We start from the raw sequence: 16219 nt of genomic DNA, 5'->3' as shown, positions 1-16219 counted from the left end.
CATCACAGGCAGATCCACTGCCCTTGACGAGCAGTGGCTGGCGCAGTGGGCCCAAGTTCCCCCGCCCTGGCAGCATCTGGTCTATCACCTCGACCGCGCCCCGTTTGATGCGGTGTTCCAACCTAATCCGCGGTACCTGCCCACCCCGGCGGGGCATGACTTCACCCCAACCGATGTCGGGCGCCGGATAGCCCGGGAGATGGCGTGGTGGGTGTGGTTGTGCGGTCACGAAAACTCCCGCCGCATCGAACCCGCCCTGCTGAAATGGACCGGCCGCGCGATCACCAGTGCGGCGGCCGAACACCGCCTCCACCACGGACACTGGCTCACCAGCATCGCCGAGTTGACCGCCGAGACGATCCTGCGGCATGCGGTGATCGAGTTCGAGCGGCGCAACCACCGCCTGCCCTCGGCAGGGGCGCGGCGCAACGTGTCCAGTTTCATCGAGCACCTGCATCTGCACGTGTCGGTGCGCTGCACCACCGCACCGTGGTGGGCCCACGACATCTGGGATCTACACGCCGACCCGCGCATCCCGCAACGCGAACACGAACCGTGCCACGACCAGGTGGTGCGCCTGGGCGGCATCGAGCCGGGCTGGCTGCGCGAAGGAGTCCGGTTCTGGCTGCGCACCGCGCTGACCGCCGATCTGCTGCGCTGGTCCTCGGTGATGCAACGGGCCCGCGACATGGCCCGCCACCTCGGCCCGTTCCTGGCCGCACGCCAGGTCACCGACCCGGTAATCGCCAGCGACCGCGCCCAGTTGCGGCTGCTGTTCACTGACTTCGCCGACTACCTGAAATCCCCTGCGGCCCAGTCCAAACCCGACCACCCACTGACCCCCGGCACGATCGCAGGCACCCAGTCGCGCACCCAAGCGTTCTACACGTTCATGGTCGATCACGCCGAGGAGGCCGCCGCAGCCACCGGGAACCTGCGGTGGCTGGACCTCACCGACACCCACACCCGGCTCTGGGGCGCGGCATTCCGCTCCCGCCGCGCCGCCGGCGGCCGCGAACTGACCTGGTTTTCCACCGGCGAGCTGCAGCAGATGCTGTGCTACCTCGACGTGCTGGCCGCCGACGTTGGTGCGCCGGTGGTGATCACGCACCCCGACACGACGATCTCGGTGGTCGCCGGGCTCGGGGATCCGCAAGCCGCCCGGATCTGGCTGCTGCAGGCCCTGACCGGGCGGCGGGCCTCGGAGATCCTGATGCTCGATTTCGACCCGCTGGGGCCCATTCCGGGCCAGGAACGCCCGTCGGAGGCTGCCGATGACCCCGACGGGTTCGTCGCCAAACTGCGCTATCAGCAGACCAAGGTCGACGGGGTCATCCCGACCATCCTCGTCGAGCAGGCCGTGGTCAACGTCATCGCCGAACAGCAGACCTGGATCCGGCGCCGCCACCCCGACCTCACCCCCAAGTATCTGTTCCTAGGAGTGCGGTTTCAGCATCAGGGACAACGCCCCCGCACCTACGACTCCTACAGCATGGCGCTGGGCAAGCTCGACAAGATCCACGGACTGACCGATACCGCCGGAAAGCCGATGCGGTTCAGTCAAACCCACCGGCTACGCCACACTAGGGCGACTGAACTGCTCAACGACGGTGTTCCGATCCACGTGGTGCAGCGCTACCTTGGGCACGCCTCCCCGGAGATGACGCTGCGCTATGCCGCCACCCTGGCCGCTACCGCCGAAGCGGAGTTCCTGCGGCACAAAAAGATCGGGGCCCACGGCAGCGACATCGCCATCAGCCCGTCGGATATCTACGACATGACCCAACTCGCGGCGCGCACCGACCGGGTGCTGCCCAACGGGGTCTGCCTGCTGCCGCCGGTGGCCAGCTGCGACAAGGGCAACGCGTGTTTGTCCTGCGGGCATTTCGCCACCGACGCCACCCACCTCGACGAACTGCTCGACCAGCGCACTCAAACCTTGGCCCTGATCGACGTGCGCCGCGATCAGTACCGGGCCCGCACCGGCCGCGAACTCACCGACGACAACGTCTGGATCCACGAGCGGCGCCGCGAAATCGCGTCCCTGGACGCCATCATCACTCGGTTACGCACCGACACCACCGCACGGTCCCGCACCAGTATTGGTGGCGCCGGTACCGCCCACCGGCTACCCATCCTGCAGATCAGTACCCGAGGCAGCCACGAATCGGTGCTGCGCAAAGCCGACCCGGACACCCCGCGATGAGCCGCACACCGCCGCCGGCGCCGACCGCGAAAGCGTTGGCCGGGCTGGAAAAATACCGCCAGCAAGTCAGCCAAGAAAAGCTGCGCGATATCGAGAAGGCGTTGGCCGACCTGCGCAAGACCAACGCGACAATCACCGTGTCTGCCGTGGCCGCCCGCGCCGGGGTGACGCGTAAGACCGTCCACAAACACGATCACGTCATGGCGATCATCGCCCAGTACCGCCATCACCGCGACACCCAGACGCCGCCGGCCACCGGTCGCGAAACCAGCATCGTCACGGCGCTGCGCAACAAACTCGCCGCCCGCGACAAGGAGGTCGCTGACCTCAAAGCCACGGTGGCGCAACAGAAAGCGACCATCGAGCTGCTCTACGGGCAACTTGAGGCCCGCTATGAACAGAACACCTAGCGTCGCGCCGGGTCGCGCTGCGCTGGCACAGCGGTGGCGGGTGTGCCTGGTGAGGGCAGTGTGACTCGTTTGAGCAGCAGCGCGTTGACGGCCACGATGACGCTGGATCCCGACATGGACAGGGCGGCGATTTCGGGGCGTAGCACCAGCCCGAAGGCGGGGGCGAAGACGCCGGCAGCGATGGGTATCGCGATGACGTTGTAGCCCACGGCCCAGGCCAGGTTTTGCCGCATCTTGCCCAGGGTGGCGCGCCCGATGCGCAGGGCGATGGCGACGTCGAGCGGGTCAGAGCGCATGAGGACCACATCGGCGGTGTCGATCGCGACGTCGGTGCCGGCACCGATGGCGATGCCGAGGTCGGCCTGGGCCAGCGCGGGTGCGTCGTTGACCCCGTCGCCGACCATGGCGACCCGTTTCCCCGCGCGTTGCAGTCGGGCGATCTCGGCGGCCTTATCACCGGGCAGGACTTCGGCGATGACCGTGTCGATGCCCAGCCCGGTGGCGATGCGTTGGGCGGTGGCGGTGTTGTCGCCGGAGAGCATGACCACCTGCGCGCCGAGGTTGTGCAGGGCACGCACCGCGGCGGCCGAGGTTTCCCGGGGCGCGTCGGCGAGCGCGATGACCGCCACACCGTGCCCGTCGACGGCCACCAGCACCGCGGTGCGCCCACCCGAAGCGAAGGTCTCGCGACGGTCCATCAGCGCACCGAAGTCGATGTCGTGGTCCACCATGAGCTTGCGGTTGCCCACCGCGACCGTGCGGCCGGCCACCTCGGCGGTAGCTCCGTGGCCGGGAATGTTGCGGAAGTCAGTGAGCGGCAACGGGGTGATCGCCCGCCCTGCGGCGTAGCGCACGATCGCGGTGGCCAGGGGATGTTCGGAGGCCGATTCCACGGCCGCGACCAACCCGAGCAGCTGGTCCTCGGTGATGCCGTCGACAACAATGTCGGTGACCTCGGGTTCCCCTTTGGTCAAGGTGCCGGTCTTGTCCATCACGGCGGTGTCGATGCGTGCCGAGGTTTCCAGGGCCGCAGCGTTTTTGAATAACACCCCACGCTGTGCGCCCAGCCCGGTGCCCACCATGATCGCGGTCGGGGTGGCCAACCCTAGCGCGTCGGGACAGGTGATCACCACCACGGTGATCGCGAACAGCAGCGCGGTCTGGATACCCGCACCGGTGGCCCACCAGATGACGAACGTCAGGGTGCCGCCGATGAGCGCCACGAGCACCAGCCAGAACGCGGCGCGGTCGGCCAACCGCTGACCGGGGGCCTTGGAGTTCTGCGCTTCCTGCACCATCGCCACGATCTGGGCCAGGGCGGTGTCCGACCCCACTTTGGTGGCCCGCACCCGCAGGCTGCCGGTGGTGTTGATCGAGGCGCCGATCACGGCCGACCCGGCGTCTTTGGTCACCGGCAAGCTTTCCCCGGTGACCATGGACTCGTCGACCTCCGAGTGGCCCTCAGCGACGGTCCCGTCGACGGGGATCTTGGCGCCGGGGCGGATCAACAGCAGGTCACCGACCACCACATCGGCGGTGGGCACCTCGATCGGTTCGCCGCCGCGCACCACCACCGCGGTCGGCGGTGCCAGCTCCAGCAGGGTGCGGATGGCGTCGTTGGCGCCGCCGCGGGCCCGCATCTCGAACCAATGTCCCAGCAGCACAAAGGTTGTCAGCATGGCTGCGGCTTCGTAGAAGACATCTCCGCCGCCGGTCAGGGTGACTCCGACGCTGTATCCCCAGCCGGTGCCCACGGCCACCGCGACCAGCACCATCATGTCCAGGGTGCGGGCCCGCAAGGCCCGGTATGCCCCGTCGAAAAAGATCCATGCCGAGTAGAACACCACCGGCAAGCTCAGCACCAAGGTGAAGACGTCGTCGCGCAGCCCGAACGGCGCCGGGACGGTGAACCCGAGCATGTCGCGGCCCATCGGGGAGAACAGCATGATCGGAATCGACAGCACCAGCGCCACCAGGAACCGGTTGCGCATATCACGCACCATGGCATCCATGGACATGGCGCCGTGGCCGCCGTGACCCATCGCCTCGTGCGGCGAGGGCGCGGGATGCGCGTCACGCTCGGCGGGGCGCCGATGGTGCTCGGCGGGCTGGGGCGGTTCGGCCATCGGGTCACACAGATGATGGGGCACTGATCGGCCCGCGCAGTGCAGACCGCACTCGCGCACCCAGCCCGACAATTGCGCCACCGTGGTCACCGCCGGGTCATAGGTCACCGTCGCAGTCTGGTTGGCCGCATTGGCCTGCACCGCGACCACGCCCGGTCGGCGTCCCAGGACGCTTTCCACCACGGCCTGCGACGACGCCCACGCCAAACCACCCACACCCAGAACAGTTGTATTCATCGCCGCCCCTTCCGGTCTCACCACTGCGGCACCTCCCCGCCGCCGCCCAGCACCGATCTCGCCTGGCGTCGCTCCCACCGACAGCCGTCGATAACGGCCGCCACACACCAGCGGGGCAGCCGAGGTGTCACCGCGGCGCGACAGCGAGCCCCGGCGCGGGGCCGGTGCACCAGATGCTGCCGAGTGTCGAGATCACCGCGATGCTGCTCACCCATGTCCTGGCTGCTGTGCCGCATCTGCGTACCCCACGATCCCTGGCGCGGTGCCCGCATCCACCATGCGACGCTGCGGGCACCTGCGGATAGGGCCAATAGTCCATTCGCACAACGTCCAGGGCCCGCGAACCCCCGGGTGGCCTCACCGCGCAATCACCGGGCAGGGATCTGCGGGCACCCCGCACACATCAGGGGGTCTTTCGGCCCTACCCACACAAGCCGCGTGCGGGCATCCTCGCAAGCAGCACCACCGCTGGCACGATGCGGTGGTGGACCGGAAGAGGCAACGATGATGATGTGGTACGGCGGCGGCTGGGGCGGTTGGATCATGATGACGGTGGTAATGGTGCTGTTTTGGGGCGGGTTGATTACCACGATTGTGTTGGCCGGCCGCACCCTGGGCGTCGAAAGCCGAAACCGCAGCGGCCCCAACCGATCACCACGTGCCGATGACCTGCTGACCGAACGTTTCGCGCGCGGTGAGATCGATGAAGAGGAGTTCCGGCGGCGCATGGCACTGCTGCGCGAACATCGCTGACCCTCACCACCCCTACGCAGATTCGGTGGCAGGCTGGGCTAGGCGGACCCGCCGCGCCCGACACCCGTCGCAGTTGAACCAACCACGCCGCGGTCAACCAGAGAAGAGGCTCGCGATGGCGTCATCCCCACTGGGCGTGCGGCTCAACCGGCGCGGTTTTCTGGCCACCACCATCGCCGGCGGCTTGGCGTTGGCCGGCTGCAGCAACACCCGGACACCGTCACCGGCCCCGGGCGACACCCCGGCGGGTTGACGGGCGCGATCGACGCCGCCGAGGCGGCCCGCCCGCACACCGGCCGCACCGTCACCGCAGCATTGAAGCCCGCCCCGGTCACCATCGACCTCGGTGGTCCCACCGCACACACCCTGGCCTACGGCGACACGATCCCCGCTGGGCCGATCCGGGCCACCGTCGGCGACGAGGTCGCCGTCACCGTGAGCAACGGGCTCGATCACCCCACCTCGGTGCACTGGCACGGCATCGCCCTGCGCAACGACATGGACGGGGCCGCCCCGGCCACCCCCGATATCGCCGCCGGCCACGATTTCACCTACCGGTTCTCCGTGCCGCATCCGGGCACCTACTGGGCCCACCCGCACACCGAACTCGACGCCGATTTCGGGCTGTATCTGCCGGTGATCGTCGACGACCCCACCGACACAGGCGCCTACGACGCCGAGTGGATTGTCGTGCTCGATGACTGGACCGACGGCATCGGCAAAACCCCCCAACAGATCTTCGACACCCTCCACCACGGCATGCCCGGTATGGGTGGCATGGGATCGATGGGCTCCATGAGCGGTGTGGGCAGCAGTCCACTGTTGGGCGGGGATGCCGGGGACATCGCCTACCCGTACTACCTGATCAACGGCCGCATCCCGGCCGCACCCACAGTCTTCTCCGCCAAACCCGGCCAACGGATCCGCATCCGCATCATCAACGCCGGCTCGGACACCGCGTTTCGGGTCGCGCTGGCCGGGCACACGATGACGGTCACCCACACCGACGGCTACCCGGTCACCCCCACCGACGTCGACGCCGTACTGGTGGGCATGGGGGAACGCTACGACGTCCTAGTCACCGCCGCCGACGGCGTCTACCCGCTCGTCGCAGTGGCGGAAGGGAAAAACGCATTGGCACGGGCACTGCTGTCCACCGGGGCGGGCAGCCCACCCGACCCCGGCCTGCAACCACCGGAACTGACCAAACGGGTCGGCACCGCCGAAACATTCACCGCCACACCACCGGTCGACCTCGGCGGCACAGCCCCTGACGTGAATCTCGCCGCGGTTCTGGGTGGCGGTATGGCGCAATACAACTGGACCATCAACGGGGCACCCTTCGGCAAAAACCAGCCCCTTCAGATCAATCAGGGCCAGCGCGCGGTGCTCACGTTCGCCAACAACACCATGATGTGGCACCCCATGCACCTGCACGGCCACACCTTCCAGATCATCAAACCCGACGGCAGCCGCGGACCGCGCAAAGACACCGCGATCGTGCTGCCCATGCAGAAACTGGCCGTCGCGCTGATCGCCGACAACCCCGGCATCTGGATGATGCACTGCCACAACACCTATCACCAAGCCGCCGGGATGATGAGCAGCCTCGACTATCACACCTAGCCGCAGCGGCCCGTCAGACCTGCTGGCCACCGGTATCTCATCGCGCCGCGCTGAGCGGTTCGTGTGTCCCGAGCACCGTGACCCAACACCCCATGGCGCAGGTCCATCCAACCGGGGTCCAAAGACCCTAACCGCCCCGGCACCTGCACGTCGAAACTGGCTGTATCGCCCGACGCAGGCACCTGCTTCGCCGGCCAAGTGGGCACACCACAACACAAGGGACGCCAACCATGACCGCATCAGTTGAACCACCTGTCGAATCCCAGACTGCGCCCTCGCCAGTAGAACGACCGAGCCGACTCACCCACGTGGCAGCCTGGGTGGGCATCGTCGCCGGTGTGGTGTTCATCGTCGCGGTGGTGTTCTTCGCCGGCTTCTTCATCGCCAGCACCAACACCGGCCATTACTGGACCGGCGGCTACCGCCACGGCCAATGGCAGCAAGGGCCAGCCTGCACCACTACACCCGGAGGTATGACGACACCAGGCGGCATGATGGGCCCCGGCTCGATGATGGGGCCGGGTGAAATGCCCGCACCCGGTCAACAACCCACGTCTGTCACACCGTCCGGACCCACTACCCACCACCCGTAACCATTTCAGCCGAAGCACCCGTCGCCGGGTAGGGCCGCAATGACGCAGCAGGACACGGAATTCCAGCACGTCGAACGTGCCATTCGCCAACGCACGTTCGGCACCCTGTCCACCGTGAGCCCCCGGGGCCTGCCGCAGGCCAGCGGGGTCATCTACGCCGTATCGCCGCCGGCGCAGCCCTTGGTGCTGTACGTGACGACCAGGACCAGCACCGTCAAGGTCGCCCACATCGCACAGGCATCCGCGGTGGCCTTCGTCATCCCGGTACCCCACCGTGCCCTGCCTCTGTTTCCCCCCGCCACAGTGCAATTCCAGGCCACCGCAACAATCCTCGATTCCCACGACGTCGCAGCGTTGGCAGCGTTTCAGTCGACGTGGTTTCACCGCCGGATCCTGCGGGCAGAACAACGCATCGTCGCCGAGACCGGCGACATGTGCTTCATCGCCATCCGACCACACCACATCCTGTCCACCTACGGGATCGCCATGCCAGCGGCCACCATCATGCGCCGGCCCGCTCACGCCATCAGCCACGCACATCTCCCTGCAGGCAGATAACAGGAACCCAGGCACACGAGCCGGAAGACATGGCGACCTCCGGCCCTACGGCACAAGGACATAAGGCCATTACGGGGTGAGGCACCGTCGGCGCACCGTGAAATCTGACACCGCAGAGGGAAAGGGACCAACAATGAAGCGACAACACCTCGCGTGGTACGCCCTAGCACTGGCGGCCATCATCGTTGGCGTATTAGCCGGTGGAGGTCGCGCCTCGACTGTCCTGCTGGCGTTGGTCGTGCTGGCCTGTCCCGTGATGATGATGGCCATGATGAGCGGGCACGGCGGTCAGACCCACGACTCCGGCACAGACCAACCACACAACTCGACCCGGCCCTCATAGACCCCTATCCCACAGGATGGTTCACCAAACCGCCGGCCACCACCCAACGCGGGAACACCGACCAACCCGCACTGCGCGGCACCGACAGCACAGCACAGATCTTTGACGCCAACACAAGACAGACGCTGCCCGCTCCGGTTGACGAACCAACGAATCCCTTTGCGGCAACACCGCTGCCATACACCGTTCCCTCTTACGCTCACAATCAGCACATCACGTCAGAGGGAACATCAATACACACCTAAAACCGACCCCAAATGACTCGCCGCCCAAGAGGATCACGGCACGAAGGGCATGGCACTCAGTGCAGCAGCAGCCCCAGCGCCCCGGCCGCGACGACGATGTAGGGCTCTTTGATGCTGAACCGCCACAGCACCGCCAGGGTGACCAATGCGATGGCGGCGGTGGGCAAGTCGGTGACGGCTTGGCGGGTCAGCACCACGACCGCCCCACACAGGGCGCCGGCCGCGGCGGCGGTGGCGCCGGTGACGAACGCGCGTAGTTGCGGGTTGGTGCGATGCCGCAGGAACCACCGCCCGGGGACGACGACGCCGAGGTAGATGGGGGTGAAGATGGCCAGGCTGGACACCACAGCGCCCGGGAACCCGGCGACCAGGTAGCCGATGAACCCGGCGCTGATGACCACCGGACCCGGGGTGATCAGCCCCATGGCGACCGCGTCGAGGAATTGGTCGTTGGTCAGCCAGTGATGTTGGTCGACCACCCCGGCCCGCATGAACGGCACGATCGCCAGCCCCGAGCCGAACACGATGGCCCCCGTCTTGAGGAAAAACAAGCCCAGTGAGGTCAAGGTGCTGCCCGCGCCCACACCACCGACCGCGACGATGAGCGGTGCCGCCGAACGGTTTTCGGTCGGCGGACTGTCGGGTCCATCGTCGTGGCCGTCATCGCCGCCGTGTTCGTCGCTGCGGGAGCGGTGACGCCATGGTGGCCAGCGCAGCCGAGGGCGGGCATCGAGAATGATCATGAGCAGCCCGGCGCCGAGGATGACCAGGACGGGTTCGGACCCGGTGAACGCGGTCAGGGTGAACACCGCGGTGCTGATCACCCACAGCCGCCAGTCTCTGCCGTCGGTCAGCCGGATCAGTTTGATCCCGGCCAGGGTGATGATCGCCATCACCGCCGGGGCGATGCCGTAGAACAACCCCTGCACGATGCCGGTGGCCGCGTAGTGCCGATACAGGGCGCCGGTGGCCACCACGATCGCTAACGCCGGGGCGACGAACGCCGCCGCGACCGCAGCGGCCCCGGCCGCGCCGTGGCGCAGATAGCCCACCCACATGGCCACCTGGGCGGCCAACGGACCGGGCATGGTCTGGCCCAACGCGACCCCGTCGAGGAAGTCCTGGCGGCCCATCCAGCGACGCTGCTCGACAAGATCGCGCTGCATATAGCCGACGGTGGCGATCGGCCCGCCGAACCCGACCGCGCCCAGCTTCAGGAAATACCCGAGTAGCCGCCCGAACGGTGGCGGTGATACCGGTTGGTCAGCGGCCCGGTCACTGCCGGCGCCGTTGTCGACACGATCAATACCACCCATGACAGAAATGTAACCACGGTTGCACCCGACGTGCCCGGTGGGGCCGGCAGATCCCTCCGGCCTCGCGCCGCAGGGCAGCGGGGCATGGCGTTTAGGCGGGTTCGTGGCCGAGCAGGGTGGCGCGGCGGAAGAACTCGTACAGGCCGTCGAACACGGGGCCGCTGATCTGCAGGATGGTGGTGTCGTCGGCGATCATCGACAGGCCGCGCAACACGGTATCCAGGCCGGGGGCTTCGGGGGCGTAGAAGCGTTCGTCATCGATGTCGGCCTCGTGGATGATCTCGGCCAGTTTCCACAGCACCGGGTCGCCCAAGTCGTAGCGACGCAGGATGGTTTCGAAACTGCAGTCCCCGCCATGATGGGACAACTCGACAGCGCGCATGTCGAAACCGGTGGCATCACTGGGCAATTCGGACGGGTCGGACAGGAACACGAATTCGGCATCGGGATCGATGTGACGGCGGATCAACCACGCACAGGCGGCGCGGTCGATGTGAATCCCGGCGCGGGTGGCCCACTTCACGACCGCCTCCTCCTGGCGGGCCCGGTCGGGGCTTCGGTGACCGTGGCACCGGCGCGGGCCAGCGCCTCGATGGCAGCGACAGCGCGATCGCGTTCCGGTGGGGGGAAGTAGTCGCGGCGGGTGATACGGCGCAACTCGGCCCGCAACCGCCGCGCCACCGACTGCGGATCCCCGGCCAGCGCCGCGGTCGCCTCGGCGGCGAGGGCGGTGTACTCGGCGGCCCGGGCCGCGGCCATCATCGACGCCAGCTCCCGCTCGGCAGCCAGGGTCGCGGGTCGGGCCAGCCAGATTGACCCGGTGCCGCCGGCCTCGAGGATCTCTTCGGCGATCCATTCCAGTTGTTCGCGGGTGCGGGCATCGGCCGGCAAGGCCACCACGCCGTCGCCGAGCTGGCCGACCCCGAGGCGTTTGAGCTTGCGCCACACCGTGATCCGGGGCGTGGACGGTTCCCGCGGCATCCGGTAGGACAGCATCACCCACTGCCCCGGCTGCCCAGCTGTTGACGAGGTCACGCCCACCACCCATCCTTCGCCGCCGCCGTGATGATCGCGGCCTGTTGCGACCCACAGCCTCCAGCGTAGTGTTGCAACCGTGGTTACATCACGCATTGGGGTGTGGTGATGCACCGGACAGCGCTCGCCGGGCTGCTCGCAACAGCCGCCCTGGTGGGCGCCGGGTGCGCCACTGATCCACCCGGACCACGCGACTTGCCCTGGCAGCAGGTCTCCACCCTGGACCTGACCGGCGGCACCGGCCGGTTCGACTACACCACTCTCGACGCCAGTCGCGGCCGGTTGTTCGTGGCGCACATGGGTGCTGGGCAACTCATCGAGGTCGACATCGCCCATCACCAGGTGGTCCGCACCATCGAGGATCTGCCCGATATCCACGGGGTGATCGTGGTGCCCGACCAGAAACGGGTGTATGCCACCGCGACCGGCCGCAACGAGCTGGTCGCTCTCGATGAGGAGACCGGGGCGGTGGTGTTCACCGCGCCCACCGACGCCTATCCCGACGGCCTGGCCTACGACCCGGTACGGCACACCATCTGGACCACCAACGAGAACGCCGGCACCGAAACCGTCATCGACACCATCACCGGGGCGGTGGTGGCGACGGTGCCGCTCAGTGGGGATGTCGGCAATGTCGTCTACGACCCGGTCATCGGCAAGATGGTGGTGGCCGTGCAGGGCCGCGGCGACCTCGCCGTCATCGATCCCGCCACCCATGTGGTGACCGACCGGATCGCCACCCCGGGCTGCGACGGGCCGCACGGCCAGGTGCTCGACCCCGCCAGCCAGGTGATGTTCGTCGGGTGTGAAGGCAACGCCACCCTGGCCACCGTCGACCTCGCCCACCGCACCGTGGTGGACCACCAACAGGTCGGTGACGCCCCCGATGTGTTGGCTTACGACCCCGCCCGGCGCCGGGTCTACGTCGCCGCCGAAAGCGGCTGGGTCAGCATCGCCGAGAACGACCACGGCCACCTCACCAGCCGCGGCTCCGAACACGTCGCCGAGGCCGCGCACACCCTGGCCCTGGATCCCGGCACCGGGCACAGCTTCCTGCCCATCGCCGATGCCGCCGGCACCCCGCAGCTCTGGGAATACGCCCCCACCAACTAGATCCGATCCGAAGGTGTCCGTCATGTCCACCACCCGCCGACCCCTGACCACCGCGGCCGCCCTGGCGACCGCCACCCTGCTCACCGTCCCGTTAGCGGCCTGCTCAACGTCATCGACGCCGGTATCCAACCCGGCCGGCACCTCGGGCGCGGCGTCACCGGCGGTCACCTCGACGACCGCGGTTCCGGCGACGGTGGCGCCGGTGGCTGCGCAAGGGGATGCGGACTGGAAACCTGTCGCCGATGTGCTGGGCCGCACCGGCAAGCTCAGTGACCACAACACGGTCTATCGGATCCCGTTGACGCGCACGGATCTACACGTGCAGACCGGCGGAGTCGATATCGCGCCGGGATTGTCGCTGGGCGGGTATGCGGCGTTCGTCCGCTACCCCGACACCACCATGGTGATGGGGGATCTGGTCGTCACCGAAGACGAACTGTCCAAGGTCACCGACGCCCTGCACTCCCACGGCATCGCCCAGACCGCCCTGCACAAGCACCAGCTCGCCCAGACCCCGCCAGTCTGGTGGACCCACATCCAGGCCATGGGCGACCCGGCCACCCTGGCCACCGGACTGCGTGACGTCCTGGCCACCACCGCCATCCCAGGCCCGACACCGCCCCCTGCCACCGCACCGGCACCTGCACCGGCCCCGGCACTGGATCTGAACACCGCGGCGATCGATGCGGCGTTGGGCCGCACCGGCACCGCCGACGGCGGGCTCTACAAGTTCACCTTTGCCCGCGCCGACACCATCACCGATGAAGGACATGTGCTGCCGCCCGGCACCGGGGTCACCACCGCCATCACCTTCCAACCCTTCGGCGGCGGGAAAGCAGCCATCAACGGCGATTTCGCGCTCACCGACCCCGAGATACAGCCCGTCATCACCGCCCTGCGCGCCGGGCACATCGCCATCGTCGAACTGCACAACCACATGCTCACCGAGCAACCCCGGCTGTTCTTCCTGCACTACTGGGCCGTCGACGACGCCGCCACCCTCGCGACCGCGCTGCGCCCCGCCCTGGACGCCACCCACCTCGCACCCGCCCCGAAATAGGTCAGCGGCGCCGCCACCACGCCACCGCCAGCGTGATCCCGAGGAACAGGCACACGCCCAGCAGGATGGCGGTGCCCCTCACCGCCTGCCCACCGGTATAACCAGGCAGCTCCGACGCGATCAGAAAGGTAGACACGGTCGCCGTTATCGTTGCACCACAACGGGTTAACGCGAGCTAATGGGCGTGCTCATGCGGGGCTTCAGCATGGGCGCGGTGCACGGCGGCCGGGTTGCTCTGCGGGTCGTCGGCCGGATAGGCGTGAATCAGCGCGGTGGTGAGCTTGGGCACCGCGTGAATCAGTTCGTGTTCGGCGTCGTGAGCGATCCGGTGCGCTTGGGCCAAGCTGAGCCCGGGATCGACGTCGAGTTCGGCGTCGGCGTGCAGGCGGTGGCCCAGCCAGCGCATCCGCACGCTATGCACCGCCCGCACCCCGGGCTGGGCGGCCAGCACCCGCTCGGCGCTGTCCACCACGGCCGGGTCGACCCCGTCGAGCAGCCGGATGAACACATCACGGACCGCGCTGCGCAGCACCGCCAGAATCGCAACGGTGATCACCAGGCCGATGATCGGGTCGGCCAGCGGAAAGCCCAGAGCCACACCAGCGGCGCCGATCAACACCGCCAGCGAGGTGAACCCGTCGGTGCGGGCATGGATCCCATCAGCGACCAGAGCTGCCGACCCGATCCGCCGGCCAACCCGGATCCGGTAAATCGCCACCCATTCGTTGCCGATGAACCCGACCAGACCAGCCAGGGCGACCCAGCCGACGTGTTCGATGACGTGGGGGTGGATCAACCGGTCGATGGCCTCGTAGCCGGCCACGATCGCCGACAGGGTGATCATCGCGACCACGAACACCCCTGCCAGATCCTCCACCCGGCCATACCCGTAGGTGAACCGCCGGGACGCCGGCCGGGCACCCAGGGCGAACGCGATCCACAACGGCACCGCGGTCAACGCATCGGAGAAATTGTGGATCGTGTCGGCAGCCAGGGCCACCGACCCCGACACCACCACGATCGCCACCTGCACCAGCGCGGTGATCCCCAGCACCAGCAGACTGATCTTCACCGCGCGGATCCCGGCCGCACTGGACTCCAACGCACTATCGACACTGTCGGCGGCGTCATGGGAGTGCGGTGCGAAAATGCTTTTCACCACACCCCACACCCCGGTGGCGTGCTCGTGATCATGACCGTGCCCATGATCGTGGGAATGGCCGCTCCCATGGGAGTGCCCGGCACCGTGAGCATGATCATCGTGACCTGAAGTTACTGCCGCGCCGATGGTTTCGCGTTCCGCACCATGATCGTGGGAGTCGTGGTTGTGGTGGTCGGTCATCGCGCACGCACCTTCCGCACCGGGCGCTCGGCATCCATGACCTGGATCCCGGCATCGTCGCGATGATGGGCGGGCACGCCCGGGCCGGCGTGCTCCGCGTTCTGCACGGCGTCGACCACCAGCTGGCGGACATGCTCGTTTTCCAGGCTGTAGAAGATCGTGGTCCCCGATCGGCGGGGCCGCACCAGCCGCGCCATCCGCAGCTTCGCCAGATGTTGTGACACCGACGGCGCGGGCTTGCCCACCTGCTCGGCCAGCTCGTTGACCGACAACTCCGAGGCGCTCAGCGCCCACAACACCTGAATCCGGGTGGGATCGGCCAACATTCGGAACACCTCCACCACCAACCGCACCTGATCGTCGGCCAACACGGCCGGACCGTCTGCATTACCTGCATTCATACGCAGATATTAAGCCGTGCGATCGGTTGACGCAGCAGGGGGTGACCGATTCACAGCCAAGCATCAGGAGGGAAGCCACCACGATCGCCGGATCGGCTGCTTACAGCCAACCGCTGACCGACCTAACCGGGAACACGTGAGCATTCACGTGTGTCCGCATAGGGCTCAATCCCGCCGTGTCACCTAAGCGGGAACAGCAATACACACCCGAATCCAACCCCAGATAACACGGTGTCGGCTATTCGCACGTACAGCGCCCCGGTGTCGCGGGCCATGACAATCGGCGTCTCATCGAGATCGCCACCGGGACGCAGCAGTGCCGTCGCCGCGCATACGCCGAAGACCACGACCGCCAGCACTGCGCCGGTGCTCAGCGAAATCGACTGTGCGCGTAGCGGATCGTCGATCATCCGAGCGTCGCCGCGCACCAGGGCGTGTAGCGTTCGCCGAATCAGGAAGCGGTGCCCGCCCAGTTGCAGCCGGGTCGCCGGTCGTCGTGCCATGTGTCCCCCGGCGATCACTCTAACCCGGCCCTGACGGCCCGCCGTGCAGGAAAAGTGGTACCCGAAATCTGCCTCAAAATGGAGCCCCGCCATAACCCACCAGCAGGCTAGCGTGGCTGCCATGTCCGCCAGTTGGTCGCGACCGGACGCCGGCTCCAGTGCCGACGCGATCGATTCTCGCTACCACCCGTCCGCTTCGGTACGTCGTCAGCTGAACAAGGTGTTCCCGATGCACTGGTCGTTCCTGCTGGGCGAGATCGCGATGTACAGCTTCGTCGTGCTGCTGATCACCGGTGTGTGGCTGACCCTGTTCTTCGACCCGTCGATGGCCGAGGTCACCTACAACGGTTTG

The 16219-nt window shown here is 67.6% G+C and carries 17 protein-coding genes and 2 pseudogenes; 10 read left to right on the top strand and 9 right to left on the bottom strand.

The window, feature by feature from the left end:
• Position 1 precedes the first annotated feature (1 nt).
• Both A5784_RS20145 and A5784_RS20140 read left to right on the top strand, forming a co-directional pair.
• Positions 2-2206 carry a tyrosine-type recombinase/integrase gene (locus A5784_RS20145; RefSeq protein WP_064946683.1) on the top strand — a complete coding sequence of 735 codons (2205 nt, stop codon included), beginning with the start codon at positions 2-4 and terminating at the stop codon, positions 2204-2206.
• On the top strand, positions 2203-2616 hold the full coding sequence (locus A5784_RS20140) for a DUF6262 family protein (protein ID WP_064946667.1): 414 nt from the start codon (positions 2203-2205) through the stop codon (positions 2614-2616). The genes A5784_RS20145 and A5784_RS20140 overlap by 4 nt, the downstream gene beginning before the upstream one ends.
• Here the strand turns inward: A5784_RS20140 and A5784_RS20135 are convergent.
• Positions 2613-4979 carry a heavy metal translocating P-type ATPase gene (locus A5784_RS20135; protein WP_064946666.1) on the bottom strand — a complete coding sequence of 789 codons (2367 nt, stop codon included), beginning with the start codon at positions 4977-4979 and terminating at the stop codon, positions 2613-2615. The two genes, A5784_RS20140 and A5784_RS20135, sit on opposite strands and share 4 nt — an antisense overlap.
• Positions 4980-4996: 17 nt before the next feature.
• Positions 4997-5251 carry a hypothetical protein gene (locus tag A5784_RS38385; RefSeq protein ID WP_197514811.1) on the bottom strand — a complete coding sequence of 85 codons (255 nt, stop codon included), beginning with the start codon at positions 5249-5251 and terminating at the stop codon, positions 4997-4999.
• Between the two features lie 235 nt (positions 5252-5486).
• Here A5784_RS38385 and A5784_RS20130 point away from each other — a divergent pair, with 235 nt between their 5' ends.
• The 5 genes and pseudogenes from A5784_RS20130 to A5784_RS20110 all read left to right on the top strand — a co-directional run bounded on the left by A5784_RS20130 (position 5487) and on the right by A5784_RS20110 (position 8852).
• On the top strand, positions 5487-5732 hold the full coding sequence (locus A5784_RS20130; protein WP_502687526.1) for an SHOCT domain-containing protein: 246 nt from the start codon (positions 5487-5489) through the stop codon (positions 5730-5732).
• Positions 5733-5847: 115 nt separating this feature from the next.
• Positions 5848-7358: pseudogene (locus tag A5784_RS20125) on the top strand (multicopper oxidase family protein).
• 230 nt (positions 7359-7588) lie between these two features.
• Positions 7589-7951, top strand: coding sequence for a hypothetical protein (locus A5784_RS20120; RefSeq protein ID WP_064946664.1), 363 nt, complete (start codon positions 7589-7591; stop codon positions 7949-7951).
• Between the two features lie 39 nt (positions 7952-7990).
• The gene (locus A5784_RS20115; RefSeq protein WP_064946663.1) at positions 7991-8509 is read left to right on the top strand and encodes a pyridoxamine 5'-phosphate oxidase family protein; all 519 of its coding nucleotides are present in this window, start codon (positions 7991-7993) and stop codon (positions 8507-8509) included.
• Positions 8510-8642: 133 nt separating this feature from the next.
• Positions 8643-8852 carry a DUF2933 domain-containing protein gene (locus A5784_RS20110; protein ID WP_064946662.1) on the top strand — a complete coding sequence of 70 codons (210 nt, stop codon included), beginning with the start codon at positions 8643-8645 and terminating at the stop codon, positions 8850-8852.
• Positions 8853-9153: 301 nt separating this feature from the next.
• On the opposite strand, the gene A5784_RS20105 is transcribed toward A5784_RS20110, so the two are convergent.
• The 3 genes from A5784_RS20105 to A5784_RS20095 all read right to left on the bottom strand — a co-directional run bounded on the left by A5784_RS20105 (position 9154) and on the right by A5784_RS20095 (position 11448).
• Positions 9154-10413, bottom strand: a complete 1260-nt coding sequence (locus A5784_RS20105) for a chromate transporter (protein WP_064946661.1) — start codon at positions 10411-10413, stop codon at positions 9154-9156.
• Positions 10414-10504: 91 nt separating this feature from the next.
• Entirely contained in the window at positions 10505-10936 is a 432-nt protein-coding gene (locus A5784_RS20100) for a chromate resistance protein ChrB domain-containing protein (RefSeq protein ID WP_064946660.1), read from the bottom strand.
• Positions 10933-11448, bottom strand: a complete 516-nt coding sequence (locus tag A5784_RS20095) for a Chromate resistance protein ChrB (protein ID WP_232006157.1) — start codon at positions 11446-11448, stop codon at positions 10933-10935. The genes A5784_RS20100 and A5784_RS20095 overlap by 4 nt, the downstream gene beginning before the upstream one ends.
• 108 nt (positions 11449-11556) lie before the next feature.
• Here A5784_RS20095 and A5784_RS20090 point away from each other — a divergent pair, with 108 nt between their 5' ends.
• Both A5784_RS20090 and A5784_RS20085 read left to right on the top strand, forming a co-directional pair.
• Positions 11557-12561, top strand: coding sequence for a YncE family protein (locus tag A5784_RS20090; protein ID WP_064946682.1), 1005 nt, complete (start codon positions 11557-11559; stop codon positions 12559-12561).
• Positions 12562-12583: 22 nt separating this feature from the next.
• Positions 12584-13621, top strand: a complete 1038-nt coding sequence (locus tag A5784_RS20085) for a DUF1259 domain-containing protein (RefSeq protein ID WP_082944961.1) — start codon at positions 12584-12586, stop codon at positions 13619-13621.
• A 1-nt stretch (position 13622) separates the two neighbouring features.
• Here A5784_RS20085 and A5784_RS39680 read toward each other — a convergent pair whose 3' ends face one another.
• The 4 genes from A5784_RS39680 to A5784_RS38380 form a co-directional block, all read right to left on the bottom strand.
• Positions 13623-13757, bottom strand: coding sequence for a hypothetical protein (locus A5784_RS39680; protein WP_286159436.1), 135 nt, complete (start codon positions 13755-13757; stop codon positions 13623-13625).
• A 39-nt stretch (positions 13758-13796) separates the two neighbouring features.
• The gene (locus A5784_RS20080; protein ID WP_082944960.1) at positions 13797-14963 is read right to left on the bottom strand and encodes a cation diffusion facilitator family transporter; all 1167 of its coding nucleotides are present in this window, start codon (positions 14961-14963) and stop codon (positions 13797-13799) included.
• Entirely contained in the window at positions 14960-15364 is a 405-nt protein-coding gene (locus A5784_RS20075) for an ArsR/SmtB family transcription factor (RefSeq protein WP_064946658.1), read from the bottom strand. The genes A5784_RS20080 and A5784_RS20075 overlap by 4 nt, the downstream gene beginning before the upstream one ends.
• 179 nt (positions 15365-15543) lie before the next feature.
• The gene (locus A5784_RS38380) at positions 15544-15867 is read right to left on the bottom strand and encodes a type VII secretion protein EccB (RefSeq protein ID WP_064946657.1); all 324 of its coding nucleotides are present in this window, start codon (positions 15865-15867) and stop codon (positions 15544-15546) included.
• A gap of 121 nt (positions 15868-15988) precedes the next feature.
• Here A5784_RS38380 and A5784_RS20065 point away from each other — a divergent pair.
• Positions 15989-16219, top strand: a pseudogene (locus A5784_RS20065) (cytochrome bc1 complex cytochrome b subunit); the annotation flags it as partial.

Source organism: Mycobacterium sp. 852013-50091_SCH5140682, from assembly GCF_001665685.1.
Taxonomy (GTDB): domain Bacteria; phylum Actinomycetota; class Actinomycetes; order Mycobacteriales; family Mycobacteriaceae; genus Mycobacterium.
This window is presented reverse-complemented; position numbering and strand designations above follow the sequence as displayed.

Excerpts from the sequence above, each read along its gene's own strand:
- A5784_RS20135 (WP_064946666.1), bottom strand. The coding sequence starts at position 4,979 with ATGAATACAACTGTTCTGGGTGTGGGTGGTTTGGCGTGGGCGTCGTCG.
- A5784_RS20110 (WP_064946662.1), top strand. The coding sequence starts at position 8,643 with ATGAAGCGACAACACCTCGCGTGGTACGCCCTAGCACTGGCGGCCATC.
- A5784_RS20120 (WP_064946664.1), top strand. The coding sequence starts at position 7,589 with ATGACCGCATCAGTTGAACCACCTGTCGAATCCCAGACTGCGCCCTCG.
- A5784_RS20080 (WP_082944960.1), bottom strand. The coding sequence starts at position 14,963 with ATGACCGACCACCACAACCACGACTCCCACGATCATGGTGCGGAACGC.
- A5784_RS38380 (WP_064946657.1), bottom strand. The coding sequence starts at position 15,867 with ATGGCACGACGACCGGCGACCCGGCTGCAACTGGGCGGGCACCGCTTC.
- A5784_RS38385 (WP_197514811.1), bottom strand. The coding sequence starts at position 5,251 with ATGCGGGCACCGCGCCAGGGATCGTGGGGTACGCAGATGCGGCACAGC.
- A5784_RS20115 (WP_064946663.1), top strand. The coding sequence starts at position 7,991 with ATGACGCAGCAGGACACGGAATTCCAGCACGTCGAACGTGCCATTCGC.
- A5784_RS20090 (WP_064946682.1), top strand. The coding sequence starts at position 11,557 with ATGCACCGGACAGCGCTCGCCGGGCTGCTCGCAACAGCCGCCCTGGTG.
- A5784_RS20130 (WP_502687526.1), top strand. The coding sequence starts at position 5,487 with ATGATGTGGTACGGCGGCGGCTGGGGCGGTTGGATCATGATGACGGTG.
- A5784_RS20075 (WP_064946658.1), bottom strand. The coding sequence starts at position 15,364 with ATGAATGCAGGTAATGCAGACGGTCCGGCCGTGTTGGCCGACGATCAG.
- A5784_RS20085 (WP_082944961.1), top strand. The coding sequence starts at position 12,584 with ATGTCCACCACCCGCCGACCCCTGACCACCGCGGCCGCCCTGGCGACC.
- A5784_RS20105 (WP_064946661.1), bottom strand. The coding sequence starts at position 10,413 with ATGGGTGGTATTGATCGTGTCGACAACGGCGCCGGCAGTGACCGGGCC.
- A5784_RS20140 (WP_064946667.1), top strand. The coding sequence starts at position 2,203 with ATGAGCCGCACACCGCCGCCGGCGCCGACCGCGAAAGCGTTGGCCGGG.